Raw genomic sequence first — 21746 nt, 5'->3', positions numbered from 1 at the left:
ATGATGGGCGCTTCCGCCCGCTTTTGCCAAAATCGCGGCACTCGTTTCTCCCTTTATTGCCCATGTCTCAAACGCTCGATTCCAAGATCCGCAATGCAACCGGCGCCGTGTTTGCCTACCGCCGCGAACAGCTCGAAGAGATGGCCACCGATGTGCTGCGCATTGCACGCGAACTCGGTGCCAGCGATGCCGCAACGGAAATCTCCGAGGGCCAAGGCCTGTCGGTCACGGTGCGCAAGGGTGAAATCGAGACCATCGAGCAGAACCGCGACAAGATCGTCGGCGTGACGGTCATGCTGGGCAAGAAGCGCGGCAACGCCAGCACGTCGGATTTTTCGCCGGCCGCGCTGCGCTCCACGGTGGAAGCGGCCTATAACATCGCGCGCTTTACGGCTGACGACGATTGCGCCGGCCTGGCCGAAGAGGAACTGCTGGAGAAGCAGCCGCGCGACCTGCAGCTCTATCACCCGTGGATGATCGATGCCGAAGCTGCTGTCGAGATCGCCCGCGCCGCTGAAGCCGCTGCCTTTGCCGTGAGCCCGAAGATCCGCAACAGCGATGGCGCGAGCATCTCGGCGCAGCATTCGCACTTCGTGCTGGCCACGTCGCGCGGTTTCATGGCGGGCTATCCGTATTCGCGGCACTTTATTTCGGCAGCGCCGATTGCCGGGTCGGGTGCGCATATGCAGCGTGACGACTGGTATTCGTCCAAGCGCTCGCCCGACGATCTGGCCGCACCGGAAGCCATCGGCAAGTACGCGGCCGAACGCGCGCTGGCGCGTTTGTCCGCGCGTCGGCTGACGACGCGCAAGTGCCCGGTGTTGTTCGAGGCACCGCTGGCCGCGGGCCTGCTGGGTGCGTTTGTGCAGGCGGTGTCGGGCGGCGCGTTGTATCGCAAGTCGACGTTCCTGCTCGATACGCTGGGCAAGGAAGTCTTCGCGCCGCACGTGCAGATCAAGGAAGCCCCGCACGTGCCGGGCGGCATGGGCAGTGCGCCGTTCGATGAAGAAGGTGTGCGCACGCAGCGCCGCGATGTGGTCAAGAACGGCGTGGTGGAGGGCTACTTCCTGTCGACGTATTCCGCACGCAAGCTCGGCATGCAGACCACCGGCAACGCGGGCGGTTCGCACAATCTGACGTTGTTCTCCGACAAGACGCAGCCCGAGGACGACTTTGCCGGCATGCTGCGCCGTATGGGCACGGGTTTGCTGGTGACTGAGCTGATGGGCCAGGGTGTGAACTACGTGACGGGCGATTACTCGCGCGGTGCGTCGGGCTACTGGGTCGAGAATGGCGTGATCCAGTATCCGGTGGAGGAGATCACCATTGCCGGCAACCTGGGCGAGATGTTCCGCCAGATCGTCGCCATCGGCGCGGATGCGCTGGTGCGCGGCACGAAGGAAACCGGCTCGATCCTGATTGAACAGATGACGATTGCCGGCGAGTAAGCCGCTGCAGCCCAAACGAAAAACGCGCTCGAAGCTGAGCGCGTTTTTTTGTTACCTGCCGCCGGTTACTGCTCGTCTGAAGGCGGCCGTTCGTAAGTAACGAATGCGTAGTCGAAATCGTTGGGTGCTGCCGCGTGATGTGTCTCGCGTGCGACTTCGTGCCAGACCTTCGGGTCCGGCATGGGGAAGTGCGCATCGCCTTCGAAATCGGCGTCGATCTCGGTGATGATCAGGCGATCTGCGCTGGGCAACGCATCGGCATACAGTTGCGCGCCGCCGATCAGGAAGATCTGCTCGACACCCACACACAGGCGCTGCGCGTCCTCCATCGAATACGCGATCTCGCAACCGGGCAATTCGAGTTTGGCATTGCGGGTGACGACGATGTTGCGCCGACCCGGCAGCGGGCGGCCGATCGAGTCGTACGTCTTGCGGCCCATCACGATTGGCGCGCCCATGGTCGTGCGCTTGAAGTGTGCGAGGTCTTCGGGCAAGCGCCAGGGCAACGTGTTGTCGCGGCCGATCACGCCATTGCGCGCGCGGGCGACGATCAAGGTCAGAGTCGTCATACCGCCACCGGTGCTTTGATCGCAGCGTGGCTCTGGTAGCCGACGATCTCGAAGTCTTCGTATTGGTAATCGAAGATGCTCTCGGGCTTGCGCTTGATGTGCAGTTTTGGCAGCGGCAGCGGTTCGCGCGCGAGCTGCGTCTCCACCTGTTCGAAGTGGTTGTTGTAGAGGTGGCAGTCGCCGCCGGTCCAGACAAAATCACCCACGTCCAGGCCGGTCTGTTGCGCCACCATGTGCAAGAGCAGCGCGTAGCTGGCGATGTTGAACGGCACGCCGAGGAAGATGTCGGCGCTGCGCTGGTAGAGCTGGCATGACAGCTTGCCGTCGGCCACATAGAACTGGAAGAACGCGTGGCAGGGCGGCAGCTTCATGCGCGGGATGTCGGCCACGTTCCAGGCCGAGACAATCAACCGGCGCGAATCGGGGTTGCGTTTGATTTGCGCGATCAGCTCGGCGATCTGGTCGATGTGCTCGCCGTTGGGCGTCGGCCAAGAGCGCCATTGAGAACCGTAGACGGGGCCCAGTTCGCCATCGGCATCGGCCCATTCGTCCCAGATCGTCACGCCGTTGTCCTGCAGCCAGCGCACGTTGGTCGAGCCTTGGAGGAACCACAGCAGTTCATAAACGATGGACTTGATGTGGACCTTCTTGGTGGTCACCAGCGGAAAGCCGTCCTGCAGGTTGAAGCGCATCTGGTGCCCGAACACGGAACGCGTGCCGGTGCCGGTTCGGTCGGCTTTGTCGGTGCCATGTTCGTAGACATGGCGCATCAGGTCGAGATAGGGCTGCATGCGGGCGCGGGCAAAGAGGCAGAGCGATCAGAAATCGAATGAGCCGCATTGTAACGTGAGCGGCGCGGCGTCGACTGTACCGGCGGTGTCTGGAAACTGGCCCGGTCGAATGGGCGGCACGGTTGGGCTGGCAAAGCGCGGAATTGTCGATGTTGCCGGGCGGAGAAGCTCGGCAGAATGGGGCCTTCGCTTCGAATTGTCCGTTGGAGAAACGCCATGTCGCCCATTGCCGTCGCCTCACTCGACCGTGCCGCTGAGTTGCGCCATCTGCGCGCCGCCGCCGATGTCGTCCACGCGGTGATTTCGCCTACGCCGCAATATTGCTGGCCGTTGCTCTCGCAAGCCATGGGCGCGGCGGTATGGGTGAAGCATGAGAATCACACGGAAGTGGGCGCGTTCAAGGTGCGGGGCGGATTGACCTATCTGCACGCGCTGCGCAGTCGTGAGCCGGCGTTACGCGGCGTGATCGCGGCGACGCGTGGCAATCATGGCCAGTCGATCGCCTTGGCGGCGCGTCAGAACGGTATGACCGTGACCATCGTCGTGCCGCACGGCAATAGCGTCGAGAAGAACGCCGCCATGCGCGCGCTTGGCGCAGAGCTGATCGAAGCGGGCGATGATTTCCAGGCGAGCCGCGAGGTGGCTGATCAATTGGCTGCCGAACGCGGCCTGCACCTGGTGCCCTCGTATCACGAGGATCTAGTCGTCGGGGTGGCGAGCTACTGGCTGGAGTTCTTCGAGGCCGCACCGCTGGATGTGGTCTATGTGCCGATCGGCATGGGTTCGGGGATTTGCGCGGCGGTACGTGCGCGCAATGCGCTTGGGTTATCGACGCGCATTGTTGGAGTCGTTTCGGCGCATGCGCGATGTTATGAGCAGTCGTTCGCAGCCGGTGAAGCAGTGTCGTCGCCGGTGTCGACGCTGCTGGCTGACGGGCTGGCGTGCCGCACGCCGGACGCGAATGCGCTGGGGGTGATCCGCGCTGGAGTCGACGAGATCATTGCGGTGACGGACGATGAAGTGGCAGAGGCCATCCGCCTGTATTTCTCGACTACCCATAACGTGGCCGAAGGCGCCGCCGCCGCGGCCCTCGCGGGCGCGTGGCAGCAGCGAGGGCAGATTGCCGGCCGGCGCGTCGGCCTGCCACTGACCGGCGGCAACATTGATCGCGCCAAGCTGGCGCGTGTGCTCGCCGGTCAGCCCATCGTGGCTTAAGCGGGTTGTTGGCGGCGACGTTGCACCAGCCAACCGCCGCCCAGCACGATCAGGAACACCACCCCATACACCGCCCACTTAAGCGGCGGCTGCGCAGCAAAGAGCGGCTTGAGGACGGGTTCGGCCACGATCATGTGCGCTGCCGTATAAGCCAGCACCGCCGCACCGCCGTAGATGATGATCGGGAAACGTTCGATCAGGCGCAGCACCACGCCGCTGCCCCACACCACCACGGGCACGCTGATCAGCAAGCCCAGCACCACCAGCAGGAAGCTGCCGTGGGAAGCGCCGGCAATGGCGAGCACGTTGTCGATGCCCATCACCGCATCGGCGATGATGATGGTCTTCATTGCGCCCAGCAGCGTGGTGCTGCTGGCGCCGTGTTCGTCACCGTTCTGGCCGTCGTCAGCCAGGAGCTTCCACGCAATCCACACCAGCGCCAAACCGCCCACCAGCATCAGACCCGGAATCTTCAGCAGCCACACAACCGCCAGCGTCATCAGCGCACGTACGACGATGGCGCCGGCCGCACCCCACAGGATGGCTTTCTTCTGCAGCTCGGGCGGCAGATTGCGCGCGGCCAGCGCGATGAGGATGGCGTTATCGCCCGCAAGCACGAGGTCGATCACGATGATCGATGCCAGCGCGGCAGCAAACTGCATGGTGAAAATGTCAGACAACCATTCCATGGTGGCTCCAAGTCAAACAAATAAAAATCCGGTTGACCGAACTGCATGGAGTGCTGGGGCGAGACGCTTTGCAGACCATGAAATCCGGTTGCAAAGGTCTTGCTCGACACGAGCAGATTAGGAACCTGCTGGTGCCGGCACGACCGGAAGCGTGAGCTTCGTCATGACGATCGTGCCTGGGGCTGAAGAGCCCCCGAGCTACTCCCCTTTGAGGAAGGGCGAATTATATCGCAGCGAGCCGATGTTGCGCTGCAAAAACGCAACATCGGCATGGCGTGGCGGTGTGCGTGATTTTTTCAGCGGCGTGGGTGATTTTTACGATCGGCGCGATGCCGCGTTGTGATCGCCTCCGGCGAAAGAACGGTGGCGCTGTCACAAAGCGGCGTCTACGCTGCAATTTCACCTGTGCGCCACCGGCGCGCGGTGATGGCATAGGAGCGATGGCACATTTCTCGCTGTCGATGGCCCTCATGACCATGCAGCACCGTGCCGTTCCACCCACAACGGGAGACACCATGCAGGCCACTAAGCCGTCCGCCGATGCCTATGCCCACCGCGCGCTGGCCCGTCTGATCCAGCCCCAGCCCACGGTCGATGCCGTGGGCGCTGGCCTGACCTTCTACCAACTGTTTACGGAAGACGACGCTGCGCTGCGTGCTGAGGCAGAAGCCGGTTTGCTCGCCAAGGCGGCCAGCATCAGCCCGAAGTTCTTTTACGACCCGCTGGGTTCGCGCCTGTTCGAAGCGATTACCGATCTGCCCGAGTACTACCCGACGCGCACCGAAGCTGCCATCTTCAACCTGCACGCAGCGGAGATCGCATTGCGGGTTGGCCGCGGCGCGACGCTGATTGACCTCGGTGCTGGTAACTGTGAAAAGGCCGCGCGCCTGTTCCGTACGCTCGCGCCGTCGCGCTATGTGGCGATCGATATCTCGGCGGATTTTCTGCGCGATACGCTGCGGGGGCTTGCGCGCCAGCATCCGCGGTTGCCGATGGTCGGCATTGGCGCCGATCTGTGCGCGCCGCTGGTGTTGCCCGATGTGGTGGGCGATGGGCGCCGCGTGTGGTTCTACCCGGGTTCGAGCCTGGGCAACTTCACGCCGGAAGAAGCGGGGGCATTCCTCTCGCGCCTGCATGAAGCTTCTGCGCCGGGCGACAGCGTGCTGATGGGCATCGATCTCATCAAAGACCGGCATCGGCTCGAGGCTGCTTATGACGATCCGCTCGGTGTGACGGCTGCGTTCAACCTGAACGTACTGCGCAACCTGAATCGTCTCCTGGGGGCGGATTTCGACGTGCGCGATTGGCGCCATGTCGCGCAGTATCGCGAGCAGGCACATCGTATTGAGATGCACCTGGAAGCCCGGCGCGACGTGACGGTGCGTTGGGGCGAGCATGCGCGCGCCTTTGCCGCCGGCGAGCGCATGCATACTGAAAACTCCGTCAAATACGACTTGCCGCGCCTGCACGAGATGTTTGCCGGCGCCGGTTTTGAAGGCCTGCATGCCTGGACAGACGTTGACTGCAATTTTGCTGTCTGCCACGCCAGCGTCGGTCGCTAGTCGCGCCGCAAAGGGCTGGGGAGCCAGTGCGATAATGGGCCGATTCCCGCCCGAGGTTTGCCGCGATGGCTGAATTCTTCATGCTTCCCGATCCGACCTTTATCGGATCGCTTCCCGACTGGACCGACGGCCGCCGTCTTCCGCGCCTGGGGCTGGCGCACAGCCTTGTCGACGCGCGCAATCGCACGCTTGCGTTGCTGTCTGCATTTGGCGATACCCAGCGTGGCTGGCAGATTGAACGCGTGGAGCATCACGCGCCGCCGCTCTGGACGCTGGGCCAACTTGCCTGGTTTGCCGAATTCTGGTGCCTGCGCGAGCCGCGTCGCAATGGCAGCGACACCATTAAAGACGGCGCCGGCACGGAATGGGACCTGGCGCTCTGGCAAGCCACGCTGCCCGCCGCGCTCGACGGCGCTGACAGCTTCTTTGATATGGATCGCATGCCGCCCGAGGCGTGCTGGGAACTGACGCTGCCCGGCATCGCGGCGATCAAGCAGTATGCGCATGACGTGCTCGACCGCGTGCTGCGCAAGCTCGCCACACTCGGCACCGATGACGATGCGGCGCTCGAACCATTCCGCTGGGCGGTCTTCCATGAAGATCTGCGCGCCGAACATCTGCATGGCTTGCTGCAGGTGCTCGGCTTGCAACCCGCTGGGCAACCGCCCTTGGCCGCCGTGGCTGTGCCTGCTGCGCAGACGCTGTCGATGCCGGGCGGTCGCTTCCAGATGGGCTGGCCCGACGCCGATGGTTTTGTCTTCGACAACGAATGTCCGCCGTATCGCACCTATGTGCCAGCCTATGAAATTGACGCGCAGCCGGTCACCAACGGCCAATACCTGGAGTTCATCGAAGATCGCGGCTATGACCATCCGCAGTGGTGGTCGCCGGCGGGCATGGAGTGGCTGATGATGCAGGAGCGCTCCGCGCCGTTGGGTTGGCAGCGTGATCCGGCTACGCGGACTTGGCAGGCGCTGCGCTACGGCCAGGCACGCACGATCAACCGCGATGAGCCTGTGCGCCACGTGAGCCTGTATGAAGCGCAGGCGTGGTGCCGCTGGGCTGGCCGGCGCTTGCCGACCGAAGACGAATGGGAGATGGCTGCGGTGCAGGGCCGCGCTGGTTTTCATTGGGGGCAGGTATGGGAGTGGACCTCCTCACCATTCGAGCCCTATCCGGATTTCGTGCCGGGCGTGCCGCGAGGTCGCGTGGCGAGCCTGTCTGCGACGCATTTCATGACGATGCAGGCCGTGCGCGGCGCAGCGGCGCATACGCCGCTGCGTGCGCGTCACCCGCGTTTCCGGGGTTTCGTGCTGCCGGAGCGCGACGATGTCTTCATCGGCTTCCGAACCTGCGCACTTTGATGTGCGCAACGCATTCCCTAACCCTCGCTTTGGCGAGGGTTTTTTTGTTGCTCTCGTTGGTGGGGCGACATCAACGCGCTACCGGTGACAGAAATAGCATTAAGCATCCCGCTGCTGTCGCCATCTAACTGATCTCAAAAGGCACGATCAACCACAAGACCGGTAAGTCGAGCTGCAACTGATCGAGTTTGCATAAAGAAAAACCCCACGCGGTCAGGCGTGGGGTTTGTCTATAAGCCAAGCGAGGCCATCCTGCGGGATGGCCTTTTTACTGATCAGCGGTCGAAGTCGCGCGAGCGGCCCTTGCTGCCGTAGCTATCGCGGTTACCGTCGCGATTGCCGTAGCTGCGACGCTGCGCGCCGTTGCCACCGTCGCCAAAGCGGCTACCACCATTGTTGTCGCCGAAACGACGCGGGGCGCCTTCACGATTACCGTAGCTTTCACGATTGCCATCGCGATTGCCGTAACCACCACCGTTGCCGCCGTTGCTATTGCCGTAGCCACGGTTGCCGTCTTGCGTGCCGTTCGTACGTGCGGGGCGCTGTTGTTGCCAGTCGCCGCGGTTTTGCTGGCCTTGGCCGTACGACTGACGCGGAGCGCGGTCGTCACGGTTCCACTCGCGTTGGCCACCTTGGTAGCCGCCGCCGTTGCCGTTGCTGTTGCGATCATCACGGCGCGGGGCAAAGCCGTCGCGGTCGCCGCCGAAGCTGCGTTGGAGACGGCCTTCACTGTTGCCGCCATTGCCGCCTTGGCGTGCGCCGTAGCCTTCACGCTGGCCGCGATAGCCGCCGCCATTGCCGCCGCCGTTTCCACGGTAGCCACCGCGGTCGCCGCCGGCACGCGGGCCACCGGTGCGCGGCTTGGGCGAGCGCTTCGGCTCCAGTCCTTCCACCACGGACGCGTCGATGCGGCGATCAACGAAGCGCTCGATACGGCGCCATTGGAACGTGTCGTTGTGGTTCACCAGGTTGATGGCGATACCGCTGCGGCCGGCACGGCCCGTGCGGCCGATACGGTGCACATAGTCTTCGGCTTGTTTGGGCAGGTCGAAGTTGACCACGTGCGTGATGTCCGGCACGTCGATGCCGCGGGCGGCCACGTCGGTGGCCACCAGCACGCGCAACTGGCCGCGGCGCAGTGCCGTCAGCGTGCGGTTACGCGCGCCCTGGTGCATGTCGCCGTGCAGGGCGCCGGCGGAGAAGCCGTGCTCGGTCAGGCGCTCGGCCAGCGAGTCGGCATCACGCTTGGTTGCCGTGAAGACGATGGCTTGCTTGAGCGATGCGTCGCGCAGCAGGTGGTCCAGCAGCTGCTGCTTGTGCGACATGTCATCCGTGAAGTGCAGACGCTCTTCGATGTTGCTCTGGTCAACCTTTGCTGCAGCGATCTCGATGCGCTGCGGATCGCGCATCATGCGCTCGGCCAATTGCTCGATACGGCGGTCCATGGTGGCCGAGAACATCAGCATCTGGCGCGTAGCCGGCGTGGCGCCGACGATGGCTTCGATGTCGTCAGCAAAGCCCATGTCGAGCATGCGGTCGGCTTCATCGAACACCAGCATATTCAGCGCCGACAGGTCGATGCGGCCCGAATCGATGTGGTCGAGCAGGCGGCCCGGCGTGGCGATGATGATGTCCGGCATGCGCGCCAGCATGTCGAGCTGCTTCGGGTAGGGCATGCCGCCCAGAATGCTTGCGCAGACGATGCGGCGCATGTGGCGGCCGTATTGGGAAGCGGCGGTCGTCACCTGCAGAGCGAGTTCGCGCGTGGGCGTGAGCACCAGCAGCGACGGCTTGGCGGGGGCCGGGCGGGGGCGGCGGCCCTTCATGCGTTGCGGCGGGCCGTCCATGCGCGGGCGCTGCGGCTCGGGCTGCTCGCTGATACGTTGGATGGCCGGCAGCATGAAGGCTGCGGTCTTGCCCGAACCGGTCTGGCTCGTGACCAGCAGGTCGCTGCCTGCCAAGGCAGCTGGAATGGCTTGCGCCTGCACCGGCGTCGGGATGGTGTAGTTCACTTCGCCCAGGGCGCGGACGATGCGATCGTCCAGGCCGAGTGCAGCAAAAGCGCTGGCGGCGGTGGCGACGTTGGCAATCAGGGCGTCGGAATTCGGAGTGTCGGATTCAGCGTGCGCAATCGCACCGCCGTCCAGTTGAGGCTGTGTCATGTCGAATAGGTAGTGAGGCTGCCGCGCCGCTGCTCTAATGGATGCAGACGACGGAAATGGGATACGGCGACCGGTTAATCACGGGCGTCGGCGCCAATCGGATAAGGCCGGTTCGACAGACGAGCTGCTGAACGGACAGGCGGGGGAGTGGGCCGGCCTCAAGCCGAACAAGTCGGCCAGGTGGGGCGGCGGTCCCTTCGGCGTGATGTGAATCCACGCGGGAGATCGGAGACGATGCCAAGCACTATGGCAATCGGCTGCGCATGCATGCAACGGGCGAGGATTCGGGCGGACACTGGTTTAGTACCAGCGCATCGACCAACCGCGGACCGAAAAATACGGCAGTAAGCAGCCAAGCCGCGAACTATAGCACGGATTTTTTGCAGTGCGGCAAAATATTTGCTGCCGCTTGCCGGATCGAAGGCGCGTCCTATACTCGAAGGACCGGCCATGCTCACGGCCGGGAAAGGGGCGGATGATGGAATTCCCGATGGCCTTCTCCAACCTGTATCTGTTGCTCGCCGTTTGCGTTGCGGGCGTGATCGGGCTGGCCTCTGCGCCACTGGTGATCCGAGGTGCGCGAGTAGGGATTCGCGTGTTGCTGACGATCATCGGGGTGTTGATTGGGCTGCTCGTGCTCGAGGCACTGCCGGTGTTGACCTAGATGGCCCGGGGCCATCCGCAGCCATAGGCCCGCCCGTATGTGGCGGGCCTCGTCGTTTTGTGCGGTGGGAAAAACAAAAGCCAGGCGCGTTGCCTGGCTTTGCCGTATCTGATGGTCCCGCCGACAGGAATCGAACCTGTATCTCACGCTTAGGAGGCGCGTGCACTATCCATTGTGCTACGGCGAGTGACCGACCCCGGGTGACGCAAACGGCGGCCCGAGCGAGCCGCGATTCTACGCAATTTGAGAGACCAAGACCAGCGAGCCACCGGGGGTGAGGGGCAGTATCCGTGGCGGCTACGCAGCGTAGGTGAAACGATGATGACGCTATGGGTTTTTGGGTTTGCGCCCACAGTTCAGGCGCTTTTGTGATGAAACAAACGCTAAATCGAACGAACGATCGGTCACAGAACCAGATTTAAGTATTACGAACTTTGCATGATCGTTCACGGAAGTTATGCTTCTCCACTCATCCCAAACCCCCCTAGGCGGCCAACATGCTGACATCCGAAGAACGGGACGATCCGTGGACGGTGGAGCCGTCGCTGGAAAGTCTGCTGCCCACGCATCGGCCCGGGACGATCGATCGGCCGATCTATTTCCGTCACACCGACACGCCTGACGGCCACGTCATCAAGCAGTTTCCGGATGGCTCGCGCCAACTCGTGCGTTTTATCGGTCTGGAAGAGCAGGTCGTCAAACACTTCCTTTAAATCCGGCTTTCCTGTTTCGCCAATCGCACGCATTCGCCGCACGCCGTGTTGTCGCGTGTGCTCGGTAAGCCGGTGGTGTGCCTGCGGCGTTAGTCGCGCACAAACAAAAACGCCGCCGTGCAAGATGGCGGCGCTGACGATGCGTGCAGCTTCGTTTAGTCGGCGACCTTGTCGCTCGGGTACTTGAACGAGTCGCGCAGCAGAAAATTCATCGGAATATCGAGCTTGGCGCTGTGGGGTGGAATCGGCTGCTGGAACCACTTCTTGTAGAGCTTTTCGGCGTCGTAGTCGAGGATGATGTTGGTCATCGCGCGATCGATCAGGCGCTTGAATTCGGTGTCGTCCTTGCTGAGCATGATCGCGTAGGGCTCGACCGTCAGCATGTCGCCGACGACGGCGTAGTCACTCGGGTTCTTGGTGTTGGCGCGGAAGCCGTAGAGCAGCACGTCGTCCATCGCAAAGGCGTCGGCCTTGCCGGCCTCGACCATCGCGAAGGATTCGGCGTGGTCTTTGGCTTCAAGGAACTTCATGTTCAGCACGCGCACGTCGTTCATCCTGCGCAGCTCCCCGACGCTGGTGGTGCCCTTGGTGGTGACGACAGTCTTGCCGCGCAGGTCGTCCCATTTGCGGATGCCAGATGAAGTCTTGACGATCATGCGGATGCCCGCGATGTAGTGCGGGATCGTGAAGGCCACTTTCTCGCGGCGTTCACGGTTGTTCGTGGTCGAGCCGCATTCCAGGTCGGCCTTGCCTTCAATGATGGCCGGCATCCGGGTGGAAGGCGTGACCATCACATACTGCACTTTCAGGTCGGGGCGCTTGAGATCGGTGCGCAGCTTGTCGACCACGCGCAGGCACAGGTCCATGGCGTAGCCAACGGGCTTTTTGTCGGCGTCGTAGAACGAGAAGGGCACGGAGCTTTCGCGGTAGGCGACGCGGACGGTGCCGGTATCGCGGATGCGGTCAAGCACCGGTGTGGACGAAGCCAGCGCGGCGCCTGGCGCAAAACTGGACAGCGAAGTGAAGAGCAGCGCCGCAACTGGCAGCGCGCGCGTGAAGAACGGCATGGTTGTATCCCCCGGGAAAGAATCGGCGGCCCACCTTATCGTTATGCCCGGCTCGTGGCCGGAGGGCCTGCCGCATGATACGGTGCGGCGCCGCAACCTGCAGGCCCGTGCTTTTTTGGTGTTGTAAGCAGGCTGCAAGACTGGATTTTGTCTTCTAAAGGACGGTCGACAGTGATCGCCTTGCGGTGGTGCGTTGTGCACACGCGGCGTGCGGTGCGGCACCGTCTCAGCCGTACGGCTGGTGCGGCGGACTCGCCCGCGGTGCATGCTTGACGCAGCATGCGTTGCTGCGGTGCGAAGCCGCACCGGGCTTGGCGTTAGGCGTTTTTCCCTACCGGGTTTGTCCCGACTGCCCGAGACGAACGAGGGGCGCTATGCTCCGGCCATGTCTTGTTCGCAAGGCATCGAGGAGAGACTCTTCTGGCCCGCCGAAAGCGGGCCGTTTTTCTTTGGCGCGTTCGTGTTCGCGCGCTGCTCAGTTCTGATTGGGCAGCACATTACCCGGCTGGGGCGATTGCCGCGGCCAGTTCGAAAACGCGAAAACCCACAGCGCCACCAGGTTCACCACTGGCACCAGCACGAGCAAGGTCCACCACGGTGAGAAGCCGGTCCGCAGCAAGATCTGCCGCACCGGAATGCCTGCCACGATCAAGATGATCAACAGCCCGAAAAGTCCGCGCATCGTTGTTCCCCCTTCAGTAAGGGTATGGTTGGCGTGGCCGGCGAAAGCGAGTCCGGCAGCACAAGCGTTATAGCACCCGCACACGCAAGCGCAATGGCGCCGGTGGGCAACACGCGGGCCGACTACAATACGCGCCTTCTGGCCGCACACGGCCCGCATTCTTTTTCTATCCGGCATGGCCCTGTTCTCCATTACCAATGCGCAACTGGCGTTCGGCCACGTAGCGCTGCTCGACCACACTGATTTCTCGCTGGAGGCCGGTGAGCGCGTTGGCCTGATTGGCCGCAATGGCACCGGCAAATCGTCGTTGCTGAAAATCGTGGCCGGCACCATCGCGCCCGATGACGGCCTGATCGCCCGCCAGAGCGGTGTTACCTCGGCTTATGTGCCGCAAGAGCCCGAATTCGATCCTGACCAGACCGTGGCCGAAGCCGTGGCGATGGGCGTGCCGCATGCCGCCGGTCTGCTGGCTGAATACGAAGCGCTGATCACGTCGATGGGCGATTCCCACGATGAAGAGGCACTGCACAAGCTGCACGCATTGCAATCCCAGCTGGAAGCCGCTGACGCCTGGCAACTGCGCACGCGCGTGGAAACGACCATCGCCCAGCTTGGCCTGCAGCCGGGCGCGCGTATCGGTTCGCTATCGGGTGGTTTGACCAAGCGCGTGGCGTTGGCCCAGGCGCTGGTGAGCGCGCCCGACATCCTGCTGCTGGACGAGCCCACCAACCACCTCGACTACGACTCGATCCGTTGGCTCGAAGACTTGTTGCGGGCCTTCCGAGGCAGCGTGCTGTTTATCACGCACGATCGCGCATTTCTTGATCGCGTGGCCACACGCATCATCGAACTGGATCGCGGCAAGCTGCGTTCGTACCCCGGCAACTTCACGGCTTATCAGACACGTAAGGCGCAAGAACTGGAAGCCGAAGCGCTCGAGAATGCGCGCTTCGACAAACTGCTCGCGCAGGAAGAAGTGTGGATTCGCAAGGGTGTGGAGGCGCGCCGCACTCGCAGCGTTGGCCGCGTCGCGCGGTTGGAGCAGATGCGCGTGGATCGCGAGGCGCGCCGTGACGTGCAGGGCAACGTCAAGCTGGAGGTGTCGCAGGGCGACCGCTCCGGCAAGATCGTTGCCGAGTTGACCGACGTCACCAAGCGGTACGGTGACAAGGTGGTCGTCGACGCCTTTACCGCCACGATCCTGCGTGGTGACAAGGTGGGCATTCTGGGCGCCAACGGCGTCGGCAAGACCACGCTGCTCAAGCTGATCCTGGGCGAATTGGCGCCCGATTCGGGCACGGTGCGTAACGGCACCAACCTGCAGGTCGCATATTTCGACCAGATGCGTGCGCAGTTGGATCTGAACCGCTCGCTGGCTGACACCATCAGCCCCGGCAGCGACTGGATCGAAGTCAACGGCCAGCGCAAGCACGTGATGAGCTATCTGGGCGACTTCCTGTTTGCGCCTGAGCGTGCGCGCTCGCCGGTAGCGTCGCTTTCGGGCGGTGAGCGCAACCGGCTGCTGCTGGCGCGTCTGTTTGCGCGGCCGGCCAACGTGCTGGTGCTGGATGAGCCAACCAATGATCTGGACATCGATACGCTTGAACTGCTGGAAGAATTGCTGCAGGAATACAGCGGCACGGTGTTCCTGGTCTCGCACGACCGCGCGTTTGTCGACAACGTCGTCACCTCGGTGATTGCGGCCGAGGGCGAGGGCCGCTGGCGTGAATACGTGGGCGGCTTCTCGGATTGGCAGACGCAGTCGGCACGCTCGGCGCAGATGGTGCAGGCCGCCAAGCCCGTCGCTGAAGAGAAAAAGCCCGAGGCGGCCAAGCCGCGCGAGCGCGCTACGGTCAAGCTCAGCTACAAGGAGCAGCGTGAACTGGATGCGTTGCCCGCAACCATCGAGGCGCTGGAGGCAGAGCAAAAGCAAGTTGGCGGCGAACTGGAAGACGGCACGATCTACGGCCGTGACCCTGAGCGCGCGCAAAAACTGGCTGAGCGCCACGAGGCGATCGAGCTGGAGTTGCTCGAAGCACTGGAGCGCTGGGAGGCCCTCGAAGGCAAGCGCGCCGGCACGGTGTGATGCCGCGTTAGCCCTCCAATATGTCAACGGGATGTCGACCGAATGTGAGTTTCAGGGCGCATCCGTGTGCTGACAATCCCTGCGCATTGTTGAGGGCAGCTTCCTTTACAATGCGCGCTGCATTCCGGCGCTCGGGGTAGACCCTGAGCCCGTCAGTTTTTTCGCCTTCCATGAGCAAAACCTCCCAATACAGCGAATCGTCGATCAAGGTCCTCAAGGGCCTGGAACCGGTCAAGCAACGGCCGGGCATGTACACGCGCACCGACAACCCCCTGCACATCGTGCAGGAAGTGATCGACAACGCCGCCGACGAGGCGTTGGGCGGCTACGGCAAGCTGATCGCCGTGACGCTGCACAAGGACGGCAGCGTGAGCGTGGAAGACGATGCGCGCGGCATTCCTGTCGGCATTCACCCGGAAGAGGGTGTGCCGGTGGTCGAGATCGTCTTCACGCGCCTGCACGCAGGCGGCAAGTTCGACAAGGGCCGCGGTGGCGCGTATGCATTCTCGGGCGGCCTGCACGGCGTGGGCGTATCGGTCACGAACGCGCTGTCGACGCGGCTGGAAGTGGCGGTCTGGCGTGACGGCAATGTGTCCACGCTCACGTTCTCCGGTGGCGACGTCGTTGAAAAGCTGAGCACCCGCAAAGCCGAGCGCGGCGAGAAGAAGAACGGCACGCGCGTGCGCGTGTGGCCAGACGCCAAATATTTCGATTCCGAGAACATCCCCCAGGCCGAGCTGCAACGCTTGCTGCGCAGCAAGGCCGTGCTGCTGCCGGGCGTGAAGGTCACGCTCACGCTGGAAAAAACTGGCGAGACACTCGAATGGAAGTACGACCAGGGCCTGCGCGGCTATCTGGTCGAATCGCTCGCGCAGGGCAGCGGTGCCGAGCCGGTGATCCCCCTGTTTGAAGGCGAACACTTTGCCGACCCCGACAAGCCCGGCGAAGAAGGTTTTGCCTTCGGCGAGGGCGCATCGTGGGTGGTGGCGTGGACGGAAGAGGGCTCGCCGGTGCGCGAGTCGTACGTCAACCTGATCCCGACGCCCGCGGGCGGCACGCACGAATCCGGTTTGCGTGAAGGCCTGTTCCAGGCCGTGAAGAGCTTTGTCGAGATGCACGCGCTGCTGCCCAAGGGCGTCAAGCTGATGTCTGAAGACGTGTTTGCGCGCGCATCGTTCGTGCTTTCGGCCAAGGTGCTCGACCCGCAGTTCCAGGGCCAGATCAAGGAACGCCTGAACAGCCGCGACGCGGTGCGGCTTGTGTCTACCTTCAGCCGTCCGACGCTGGAGCTGTGGCTGAACCAGCACGTCGAGCACGGCAAGAAACTGGCCGAACTCGTCATCAAGCAGGCGCAGGCACGCACGCGTGCAGCGCAGAAAGTCGAGAAGAAGAAGGGCTCCGGCGTCGCCGTGCTGCCCGGCAAGCTGACCGATTGCGAATCGGACGACGTCACCCGCAATGAACTCTTCCTGGTGGAGGGCGACTCCGCCGGTGGCTCCGCCAAGATGGGCCGCGACAAGGAATTCCAGGCCATCCTGCCACTGCGCGGCAAGGTGCTCAACACGTGGGAAACCGAGCGCGACCGCCTGTTCGCCAACAACGAAGTGCATGACATTGCGGTTGCCATTGGCGTGGACCCACACGGGCCGACCGACACGGTTGACCTGTCCGGCCTGCGCTACGGCAAGATCTGCATCCTGTCCGATGCTGACGTGGATGGCGCGCACATCCAGGTGTTGCTGCTCACGTTGTTCTTCAAGCACTTCCCGCAACTGATCGATCGCGGGAACGTATGCGTGGCCCGTCCGCCGCTGTATCGTGTCGATGCCCCGGCGCGCGGCAAGAAGCCCGCGCAGAAACTCTACGCGCTGGACGAGGGCGAGCTGGAAGCCATTGAAGACAAACTGCGCAAGGACGGCGTGAAAGAAGGCGCCTGGCAGATCTCCCGCTTCAAGGGCCTGGGCGAAATGAGCGCCGAGCAACTGTGGGAAACCACCATGAACCCCGACACCCGCCGCCTGCTGCCCGTGGCGCTGGGCGAGCTTGGCCAAGACCAGACCATCAACATGATGAACATGCTGATGGGCAAGGGCGAAGCCGGCGCGCGCCGCACGTGGCTGGAAGCGCGCGGTAACGAAGTCGAGGCCGACATCTGACTGCTGACTACTGACCGACAACGATGAAGCTTTTCGTACGTTTCGCACTCGCATTGACGGCACTGGCCTTGTTGGCCAGCCAGCCGGCGCGCGCGGACGTCTATGGCTACATCGATGAAAACGGTCTCGCGCACTTTGCTGCGGAACGTCTGGACGATCGCTACGTGCTCTTCATGCAGGGCGTGGCGGTGGCGAGCAAAGGCGATGCCAAGGACGACAGCGCCATTGCCCTGCCGGCCACCGAGTTGCCGGATGCCGATGCCTACCTGAACGCCAGCAAGCGCGATGCGCTCGACAACGCCGGTGGCATGCGCCAGCGTCTGGTGCGCGCGGTGCTGCAGCACCCTAACGTGCCGACAGTCGAGCCGCTGATCCGCCAGGCCGCGAACAAGCACGGCATCGACCCTGCCTTGGTAAAAGCGGTGATTGCCGCCGAATCCGGCTTCAACCCGTTGGCTGTATCGCCCAAGGGCGCGATCGGGCTGATGCAGGTGATTCCGGATACGGGCGCGCGCTACGGCGTGACCGGCGATGCGCGCCGCACGGTCGCGCAAAAGCTGGCTGACCCGAAAACCAACATCACCACCGGCGTGCGTTACCTGAGCGATCTGCTGCGCATGTTCTCGGGCAACCTTGAACTTGTGCTGGCCGCCTACAACGCCGGCGAGGGCGCCGTGCAGAAGCACGGCAACGACATCCCGCCCTACGCCGAGACGCAGAACTACGTAAAAACGGTGCTGCAGTTCTACCGTTATTACAACCCGGTTGCAGCCGCGCCTGGCCTGATGAACGTGAGCGCCAACGGCGTCATCGCCACACGCAAGCCTGGCCGCACAGGCCGGCCCGCACGCATTGAACTCGTATTGGACCCGGCCACCGGCGTGGCCGCCAACGTACCCCAACATTGATCCTTGGCGGCGCCGCAATGTGACGTGTGCCGCTTTCGCTTGAGCTTCCATGGAACAACAAGACATCCTCTTCGACCCTAGCGAGCCGGCCGAAGCGCTCACGCTTGGCGCCTATGCCGAACGCGCCTATCTCGACTACGCCATCAGCGTGGTCAAGGGCCGCGCGCTGCCCGAGGTGGCCGATGGCCAGAAGCCGGTGCAGCGCCGCATCCTGTTTGCGATGCACGAGATGGGCCTGCGCGCCGATGCCAAGCCGGTCAAATCGGCGCGTGTCGTGGGTGACGTGCTCGGTAAATACCACCCGCACGGCGATCAATCCGCCTATGACGCGCTGGTGCGCCTGGCGCAGGATTTCTCGCTGCGCTACCCGCTGATCGACGGCCAGGGCAACTTTGGCTCGCGCGATGGCGACGGCGCTGCCGCGATGCGTTATACGGAAGCGCGCCTGACGCCAATCTCGCGCCTGCTGCTCGAAGAGCTGGACCAGGGCACGGTCGACTTCATCCCGAACTACGACGGCTCGATGGACGAGCCGAAGCTGCTGCCGGCGCGCCTGCCGTTCGTGCTGCTCAACGGCGCATCGGGCATCGCGGTGGGCATGGCGACTGAGATCCCGTCACATAACCTGCGCGAAGTGGCAAACGCTGCGGTCGCGCTCATCCGCGACGACAAGCTCACCAGCACCGACCTGATGCAGTACATGCCGGGGCCTGACTTTCCGGGCGGCGGGCAGATCATCTCATCAGCGGCTGATATTGCGCAGGTGTACGAAACCGGCCGCGGCAGCCTGAAGGTGCGCGCGCGCTGGAAGATCGAAGAGCTTGCGCGCGGCCAGTGGCAACTGGTGGTCAACGAACTGCCGCCCAACACCTCGTCGCAGAAGGTGCTCGAAGAGATTGAAGAGCTGACCAATCCGAAGGTGCGCACCGGCAAGAAGTCGCTCTCGCCGGATCAGCTCACCATGAAGCAGACCATGCTGGGCCTGCTCGATGCGGTGCGAGATGAATCAGGCAAAGACGCGCCCGTGCGTCTCGTGTTCGAGCCCAAGAGCAAGAATATCGACCAGCAGGAATTTGCCAATGCGCTGCTGGCGCATACGTCGCTGGAATCGGGCGCAGCCATCAACCTGGTGATGATCGGCACGGATGGCCGGCCGCGCCAGAAGGGCTTGGCCGAGATCCTGCGCGAGTGGATCGCCTACCGCTTTGCCACGGTAACGCGTCGCACCCGCCATCGCCTGGGCAAGGTGGAAGACCGCATCCATATCCTCGAAGGCCGGCAACTCGTGCTGCTGCGCATCGAAGATGTGATCCGGATCATCCGCGAAAGCGAGGACCCCAAGGCCGCGCTGATCCAGGTCTTCAACCTGAGCGATCGCCAGGCGGAAGACATCCTGGAAATCCGCCTGCGCCAACTCGCCCGCCTGGAAGCCATCAAGATCGAGCAGGAGCTGAAGAATCTGCGCGACGAGCAGGGTGAGCTGGACGTGCTGCTTAAATCCGAGACCATGATGCGCCGTCGCATCATCAAGGAGATCGAGACCGACGCGAAGCAATACGGCGATGACCGCCGCACCTTCATTCAGGAAGAGCGCCGCGCCGCCGCCGAAGTGAAGGTGGTTGATGAACCCGTTACGGTGATCGTCTCGCAGAAGGGCTGGGTGCGTACGCGCCAGGGGCACGGGCATGACGCCACGCAGTTTGGCTTCAAGGCGGGCGACACGCTGTACGACACGTTTGAGTGCCGCACGACCGATGCGCTGCTGATCTTCGGCACGCGCGACGACAAGGGCACCGGCCGCGTCTATTCCGTGGCCGTGGCCAACCTGCCGGGCGGCCGTGGTGATGGTGTGCCACTCACCACACTGATCGAACTCGCGCCGGGCACGCATATCGCCCACACGTTCGCGGGCCATGCCGAGCAAAATCTGGTGATTTCCACGCATGGCGGCAACGGCTTCATGGCCAAGGTGGGCGACATGATCGGCCGCCAGAAGGCCGGCAAGGCGTTCCTGACGCTGGATGAGGGCGACCAGCCCAACAAGCCCGCGCCGGCACCGGCTGACGCCTATGGCGTGGCCTGCCTGTCGGCGGGCGGTCGCGTTCTGTTGTTCCAGATCAGCGAGCTGAAGACGCTCGCCAGCGGTGGCCGTGGCGTGATCCTGATGGAGTTGGAGAAGAACGAAACGCTGCTTCAGGCGCTGGCCTTTGGTGCTGCAGGCTTTGTGCTCTCGGGCACCGGCCCGCGCGGCGGCAAGGCGGTCGAGCAGACCATGACGACGCGCGCGCAAGAGCCGTACGCCGGCAAGCGCGCACGTAAGGGCAAGACGCTGGAGCCCAAGCTGCGCGATCCGAAGCTTTCGCTGCCCAAGCCCGCACCGCAAGCCGCCTGAAGCGATGAGCGATCAGCGCGCCGAGCCTGACACCAACGCCGCAAGCACCGCGGCAAGCGTTCCATCCTGCGGCAAACTCTTCATCGAGTTTGCGCGCATGGGGCTGTCGGGCTTCGGCGGCGTGCTGCCGTTCGCGCGCGCCGGCATTGTCGACCGCAACCGCTGGCTCTCCAACACCGAATTCGCTGAACTCCTGAGCCTGGGCCAAGTGCTGCCGGGCCCGAACATCGTCAACCTCTCGGTGATGCTGGGCTATCGATACCACGGCGTGCGCGGCGCGGCGTCAGCCATGGGTGGTCTGGTGCTTGTGCCTGCCGTGCTGCTGTTGCTGATCGTCATGCTGTACGACCACTACAGCGCGCTGTCCGTCGTGCAGAACCTGCTCAAGGGCATGGCGGCGGTGGCCGCAGGGCTGGTGCTCTCTACCGCCGTCAAGCTGGCGCAGGGGCAATCGCGCACCTGGCGTGCCATCGGCATCGGCCTGGCTGTGTTCCTGACGATTGGCGTGCTGCAATGGCCGCTGTTGCCGGTCATGCTCGTGCTGATTCCGCTCGCGCTCGTGCTGGAGTGGAGCGCGACGCGGTGACCTACCTCGCCACTGTCTTCGATCTGTTCTGGCACTTCCTCGTGCTGTCGTTCCTTGCCATTGGCGGGGCCAGCTCGACGCTGCCTGACATGCACCGTTTTCTGGTCGACACGCGCCACTACATGACGAGCGAGCAACTCAGCGCTATGTACGCCATCTCGCAGGCCGCGCCGGGGCCGAACGTGCTGTTTGTCGAATTGTTTGGTTGGCAGGCCGCGGGCGTGGGTGGGGCGATTGCCTCGCTGGTCGGCATCTGCGGGCCGTCGTGTGTGATCGCTGCTGTGATCGCGCGGGTCATGCACCGCACGCCCGAGGCGCGATGGATTGCGCTGGTGCGTCGCGGCCTGGCGCCGCTCACCATTGGCCTGCTGTTTTCCACCGGCTGGATTCTCGCGCGCGGGGCGGACAACAGCTTCGGCACCATCCTGCTGACGGTGGCGACGGTGCTGGCCTGCACCTTCACACGCGTACACCCGCTGATTCTGGTCAGCCTGGGCGCGCTGGTGGGCGGGTTGGGCTGGGTGTAGCCGCGCTCGATGCAGACGCCGGCGCCGATGCGCGTGCGGTGTCAGTCGATCCATGCCAAGGGCGGACGATGTCCGCCTTTTTCTTTGCACGGGCTTGAAAAAGTTGGCCACCGCCTTCTTTCTCTAAAACTTCGGGAATACCCCAATACATCTGTGATTGTATAT

The 21746-nt window shown here is 63.6% G+C and carries 19 protein-coding genes and 1 tRNA gene; 13 read left to right on the top strand and 7 right to left on the bottom strand.

The annotated features are described in order from the left end of the window. Positions 1–62 precede the first annotated feature (62 nt). Positions 63–1448, top strand: coding sequence for a metalloprotease PmbA (gene pmbA / locus PSUB009319_RS06760; RefSeq protein ID WP_124381473.1), 1386 nt, complete (start codon positions 63–65; stop codon positions 1446–1448). A gap of 65 nt (positions 1449–1513) precedes the next feature. Here the strand turns inward: pmbA and PSUB009319_RS06755 are convergent, their stop codons facing one another. Together PSUB009319_RS06755 and PSUB009319_RS06750 are read right to left on the bottom strand one after the other, a co-directional pair. Next, complete coding sequence (locus PSUB009319_RS06755) at positions 1514–2017, bottom strand: dihydrofolate reductase (protein WP_124381472.1); 504 nt, start codon at positions 2015–2017, stop codon at positions 1514–1516. Further along, positions 2014–2808 (bottom strand): thymidylate synthase, encoded by a 795-nt coding sequence (locus PSUB009319_RS06750; RefSeq protein WP_124381471.1) that lies wholly within the window; start codon positions 2806–2808, stop codon positions 2014–2016. Before PSUB009319_RS06750 ends, PSUB009319_RS06755 begins: the two co-directional genes overlap by 4 nt. Before the next feature lie 216 nt (positions 2809–3024). On the opposite strand from PSUB009319_RS06750, the gene PSUB009319_RS06745 reads away from it, so the two are divergent. After that, positions 3025–4023, top strand: coding sequence for a threonine dehydratase (locus tag PSUB009319_RS06745; RefSeq protein WP_124381470.1), 999 nt, complete (start codon positions 3025–3027; stop codon positions 4021–4023). Here the strand turns inward: PSUB009319_RS06745 and PSUB009319_RS06740 are convergent. Then, positions 4020–4712, bottom strand: coding sequence for a TerC family protein (locus PSUB009319_RS06740; RefSeq protein WP_124381469.1), 693 nt, complete (start codon positions 4710–4712; stop codon positions 4020–4022). The genes PSUB009319_RS06745 and PSUB009319_RS06740 overlap by 4 nt on opposite strands. 163 nt (positions 4713–4875) lie before the next feature. Between PSUB009319_RS06740 and PSUB009319_RS06735 the strand changes: the two genes are divergently transcribed. The 3 genes from PSUB009319_RS06735 (at position 4876) to PSUB009319_RS06725 (ending at position 7638) form a co-directional block, all read left to right on the top strand. Further along, entirely contained in the window at positions 4876–5055 is a 180-nt protein-coding gene (locus PSUB009319_RS06735; RefSeq protein WP_124381468.1) for a hypothetical protein, read from the top strand. 172 nt (positions 5056–5227) lie between these two features. Beyond that, on the top strand, positions 5228–6274 hold the full coding sequence (gene egtD, locus PSUB009319_RS06730; RefSeq protein ID WP_124381670.1) for an L-histidine N(alpha)-methyltransferase: 1047 nt from the start codon (positions 5228–5230) through the stop codon (positions 6272–6274). Between the two features lie 65 nt (positions 6275–6339). Next, entirely contained in the window at positions 6340–7638 is a 1299-nt protein-coding gene (locus tag PSUB009319_RS06725; RefSeq protein WP_124381467.1) for an ergothioneine biosynthesis protein EgtB, read from the top strand. A gap of 275 nt (positions 7639–7913) precedes the next feature. Here the strand turns inward: PSUB009319_RS06725 and PSUB009319_RS06720 are convergent, their stop codons facing one another. After that, positions 7914–9800: a DEAD/DEAH box helicase gene (locus PSUB009319_RS06720; RefSeq protein WP_124381466.1), complete on the bottom strand. Its 1887-nt coding sequence runs from the start codon at positions 9798–9800 to the stop codon at positions 7914–7916. A gap of 475 nt (positions 9801–10275) precedes the next feature. Between PSUB009319_RS06720 and PSUB009319_RS06715 the strand changes: the two genes are divergently transcribed. Continuing rightward, positions 10276–10464: a hypothetical protein gene (locus PSUB009319_RS06715; protein WP_012435166.1), complete on the top strand. Its 189-nt coding sequence runs from the start codon at positions 10276–10278 to the stop codon at positions 10462–10464. Between the two features lie 112 nt (positions 10465–10576). On the opposite strand, the gene PSUB009319_RS06710 is transcribed toward PSUB009319_RS06715, so the two are convergent. Further along, positions 10577–10651 (bottom strand) — tRNA-Arg (locus tag PSUB009319_RS06710). Between the two features lie 310 nt (positions 10652–10961). Here PSUB009319_RS06710 and PSUB009319_RS06705 point away from each other — a divergent pair. Beyond that, on the top strand, positions 10962–11177 hold the full coding sequence (locus PSUB009319_RS06705) for a hypothetical protein (RefSeq protein WP_124381465.1): 216 nt from the start codon (positions 10962–10964) through the stop codon (positions 11175–11177). Positions 11178–11332: 155 nt separating this feature from the next. Here the strand turns inward: PSUB009319_RS06705 and PSUB009319_RS06700 are convergent, their stop codons facing one another. Together PSUB009319_RS06700 and PSUB009319_RS06695 are read right to left on the bottom strand one after the other, a co-directional pair. After that, a complete protein-coding gene (locus tag PSUB009319_RS06700; protein ID WP_124381464.1) occupies positions 11333–12244 on the bottom strand; it encodes an amino acid ABC transporter substrate-binding protein in 912 nt (303 codons plus the stop codon). Between the two features lie 475 nt (positions 12245–12719). Then, the gene (locus tag PSUB009319_RS06695) at positions 12720–12926 is read right to left on the bottom strand and encodes a hypothetical protein (protein ID WP_124381463.1); all 207 of its coding nucleotides are present in this window, start codon (positions 12924–12926) and stop codon (positions 12720–12722) included. A 175-nt stretch (positions 12927–13101) separates the two neighbouring features. Here PSUB009319_RS06695 and PSUB009319_RS06690 point away from each other — a divergent pair, with 175 nt between their 5' ends. The 6 genes from PSUB009319_RS06690 to PSUB009319_RS06665 all read left to right on the top strand — a co-directional run bounded on the left by PSUB009319_RS06690 (position 13102) and on the right by PSUB009319_RS06665 (position 21581). Then, positions 13102–15012 carry an ATP-binding cassette domain-containing protein gene (locus PSUB009319_RS06690; RefSeq protein WP_124381462.1) on the top strand — a complete coding sequence of 637 codons (1911 nt, stop codon included), beginning with the start codon at positions 13102–13104 and terminating at the stop codon, positions 15010–15012. 170 nt (positions 15013–15182) lie between these two features. Then, the gene (locus PSUB009319_RS06685) at positions 15183–17168 is read left to right on the top strand and encodes a DNA topoisomerase IV subunit B (protein WP_124381461.1); all 1986 of its coding nucleotides are present in this window, start codon (positions 15183–15185) and stop codon (positions 17166–17168) included. Positions 17169–17191: 23 nt separating this feature from the next. Beyond that, entirely contained in the window at positions 17192–18076 is an 885-nt protein-coding gene (locus tag PSUB009319_RS06680) for a lytic transglycosylase domain-containing protein (RefSeq protein WP_124381460.1), read from the top strand. Positions 18077–18125: 49 nt separating this feature from the next. Continuing rightward, positions 18126–20468, top strand: a complete 2343-nt coding sequence (gene parC, locus PSUB009319_RS06675) for a DNA topoisomerase IV subunit A (RefSeq protein ID WP_124381459.1) — start codon at positions 18126–18128, stop codon at positions 20466–20468. A 4-nt stretch (positions 20469–20472) separates the two neighbouring features. Next, a complete protein-coding gene (locus tag PSUB009319_RS06670) occupies positions 20473–21054 on the top strand; it encodes a chromate transporter (RefSeq protein ID WP_124381458.1) in 582 nt (193 codons plus the stop codon). Beyond that, positions 21036–21581, top strand: a complete 546-nt coding sequence (locus tag PSUB009319_RS06665; protein ID WP_124381457.1) for a chromate transporter — start codon at positions 21036–21038, stop codon at positions 21579–21581. Before PSUB009319_RS06670 ends, PSUB009319_RS06665 begins: the two co-directional genes overlap by 19 nt. Positions 21582–21746: the final 165 nt, after the last annotated feature.

The organism is Ralstonia sp. SET104 (assembly GCF_003851545.1).
Lineage (GTDB): Bacteria > Pseudomonadota > Gammaproteobacteria > Burkholderiales > Burkholderiaceae > Ralstonia.
This window is presented reverse-complemented; position numbering and strand designations above follow the sequence as displayed.

What these genes read in the sequence shown, in the direction of transcription:
- PSUB009319_RS06700 (WP_124381464.1), bottom strand. Translation starts at nt 12,244, where the DNA reads ATGCCGTTCTTCACGCGCGCGCTGCCAGTTGCGGCGCTGCTCTTCACT.
- PSUB009319_RS06745 (WP_124381470.1), top strand. Translation starts at nt 3,025, where the DNA reads ATGTCGCCCATTGCCGTCGCCTCACTCGACCGTGCCGCTGAGTTGCGC.
- PSUB009319_RS06725 (WP_124381467.1), top strand. Translation starts at nt 6,340, where the DNA reads ATGGCTGAATTCTTCATGCTTCCCGATCCGACCTTTATCGGATCGCTT.
- PSUB009319_RS06670 (WP_124381458.1), top strand. Translation starts at nt 20,473, where the DNA reads ATGAGCGATCAGCGCGCCGAGCCTGACACCAACGCCGCAAGCACCGCG.
- PSUB009319_RS06735 (WP_124381468.1), top strand. Translation starts at nt 4,876, where the DNA reads ATGACGATCGTGCCTGGGGCTGAAGAGCCCCCGAGCTACTCCCCTTTG.
- PSUB009319_RS06720 (WP_124381466.1), bottom strand. Translation starts at nt 9,800, where the DNA reads ATGACACAGCCTCAACTGGACGGCGGTGCGATTGCGCACGCTGAATCC.
- PSUB009319_RS06750 (WP_124381471.1), bottom strand. Translation starts at nt 2,808, where the DNA reads ATGCAGCCCTATCTCGACCTGATGCGCCATGTCTACGAACATGGCACC.
- PSUB009319_RS06690 (WP_124381462.1), top strand. Translation starts at nt 13,102, where the DNA reads ATGGCCCTGTTCTCCATTACCAATGCGCAACTGGCGTTCGGCCACGTA.
- PSUB009319_RS06755 (WP_124381472.1), bottom strand. Translation starts at nt 2,017, where the DNA reads ATGACGACTCTGACCTTGATCGTCGCCCGCGCGCGCAATGGCGTGATC.
- PSUB009319_RS06705 (WP_124381465.1), top strand. Translation starts at nt 10,962, where the DNA reads ATGCTGACATCCGAAGAACGGGACGATCCGTGGACGGTGGAGCCGTCG.
- PSUB009319_RS06715 (WP_012435166.1), top strand. Translation starts at nt 10,276, where the DNA reads ATGATGGAATTCCCGATGGCCTTCTCCAACCTGTATCTGTTGCTCGCC.
- pmbA (WP_124381473.1), top strand. Translation starts at nt 63, where the DNA reads ATGTCTCAAACGCTCGATTCCAAGATCCGCAATGCAACCGGCGCCGTG.
- PSUB009319_RS06740 (WP_124381469.1), bottom strand. Translation starts at nt 4,712, where the DNA reads ATGGAATGGTTGTCTGACATTTTCACCATGCAGTTTGCTGCCGCGCTG.
- egtD (WP_124381670.1), top strand. Translation starts at nt 5,228, where the DNA reads ATGCAGGCCACTAAGCCGTCCGCCGATGCCTATGCCCACCGCGCGCTG.
- PSUB009319_RS06695 (WP_124381463.1), bottom strand. Translation starts at nt 12,926, where the DNA reads ATGCGCGGACTTTTCGGGCTGTTGATCATCTTGATCGTGGCAGGCATT.
- PSUB009319_RS06680 (WP_124381460.1), top strand. Translation starts at nt 17,192, where the DNA reads ATGAAGCTTTTCGTACGTTTCGCACTCGCATTGACGGCACTGGCCTTG.
- PSUB009319_RS06685 (WP_124381461.1), top strand. Translation starts at nt 15,183, where the DNA reads ATGAGCAAAACCTCCCAATACAGCGAATCGTCGATCAAGGTCCTCAAG.
- parC (WP_124381459.1), top strand. Translation starts at nt 18,126, where the DNA reads ATGGAACAACAAGACATCCTCTTCGACCCTAGCGAGCCGGCCGAAGCG.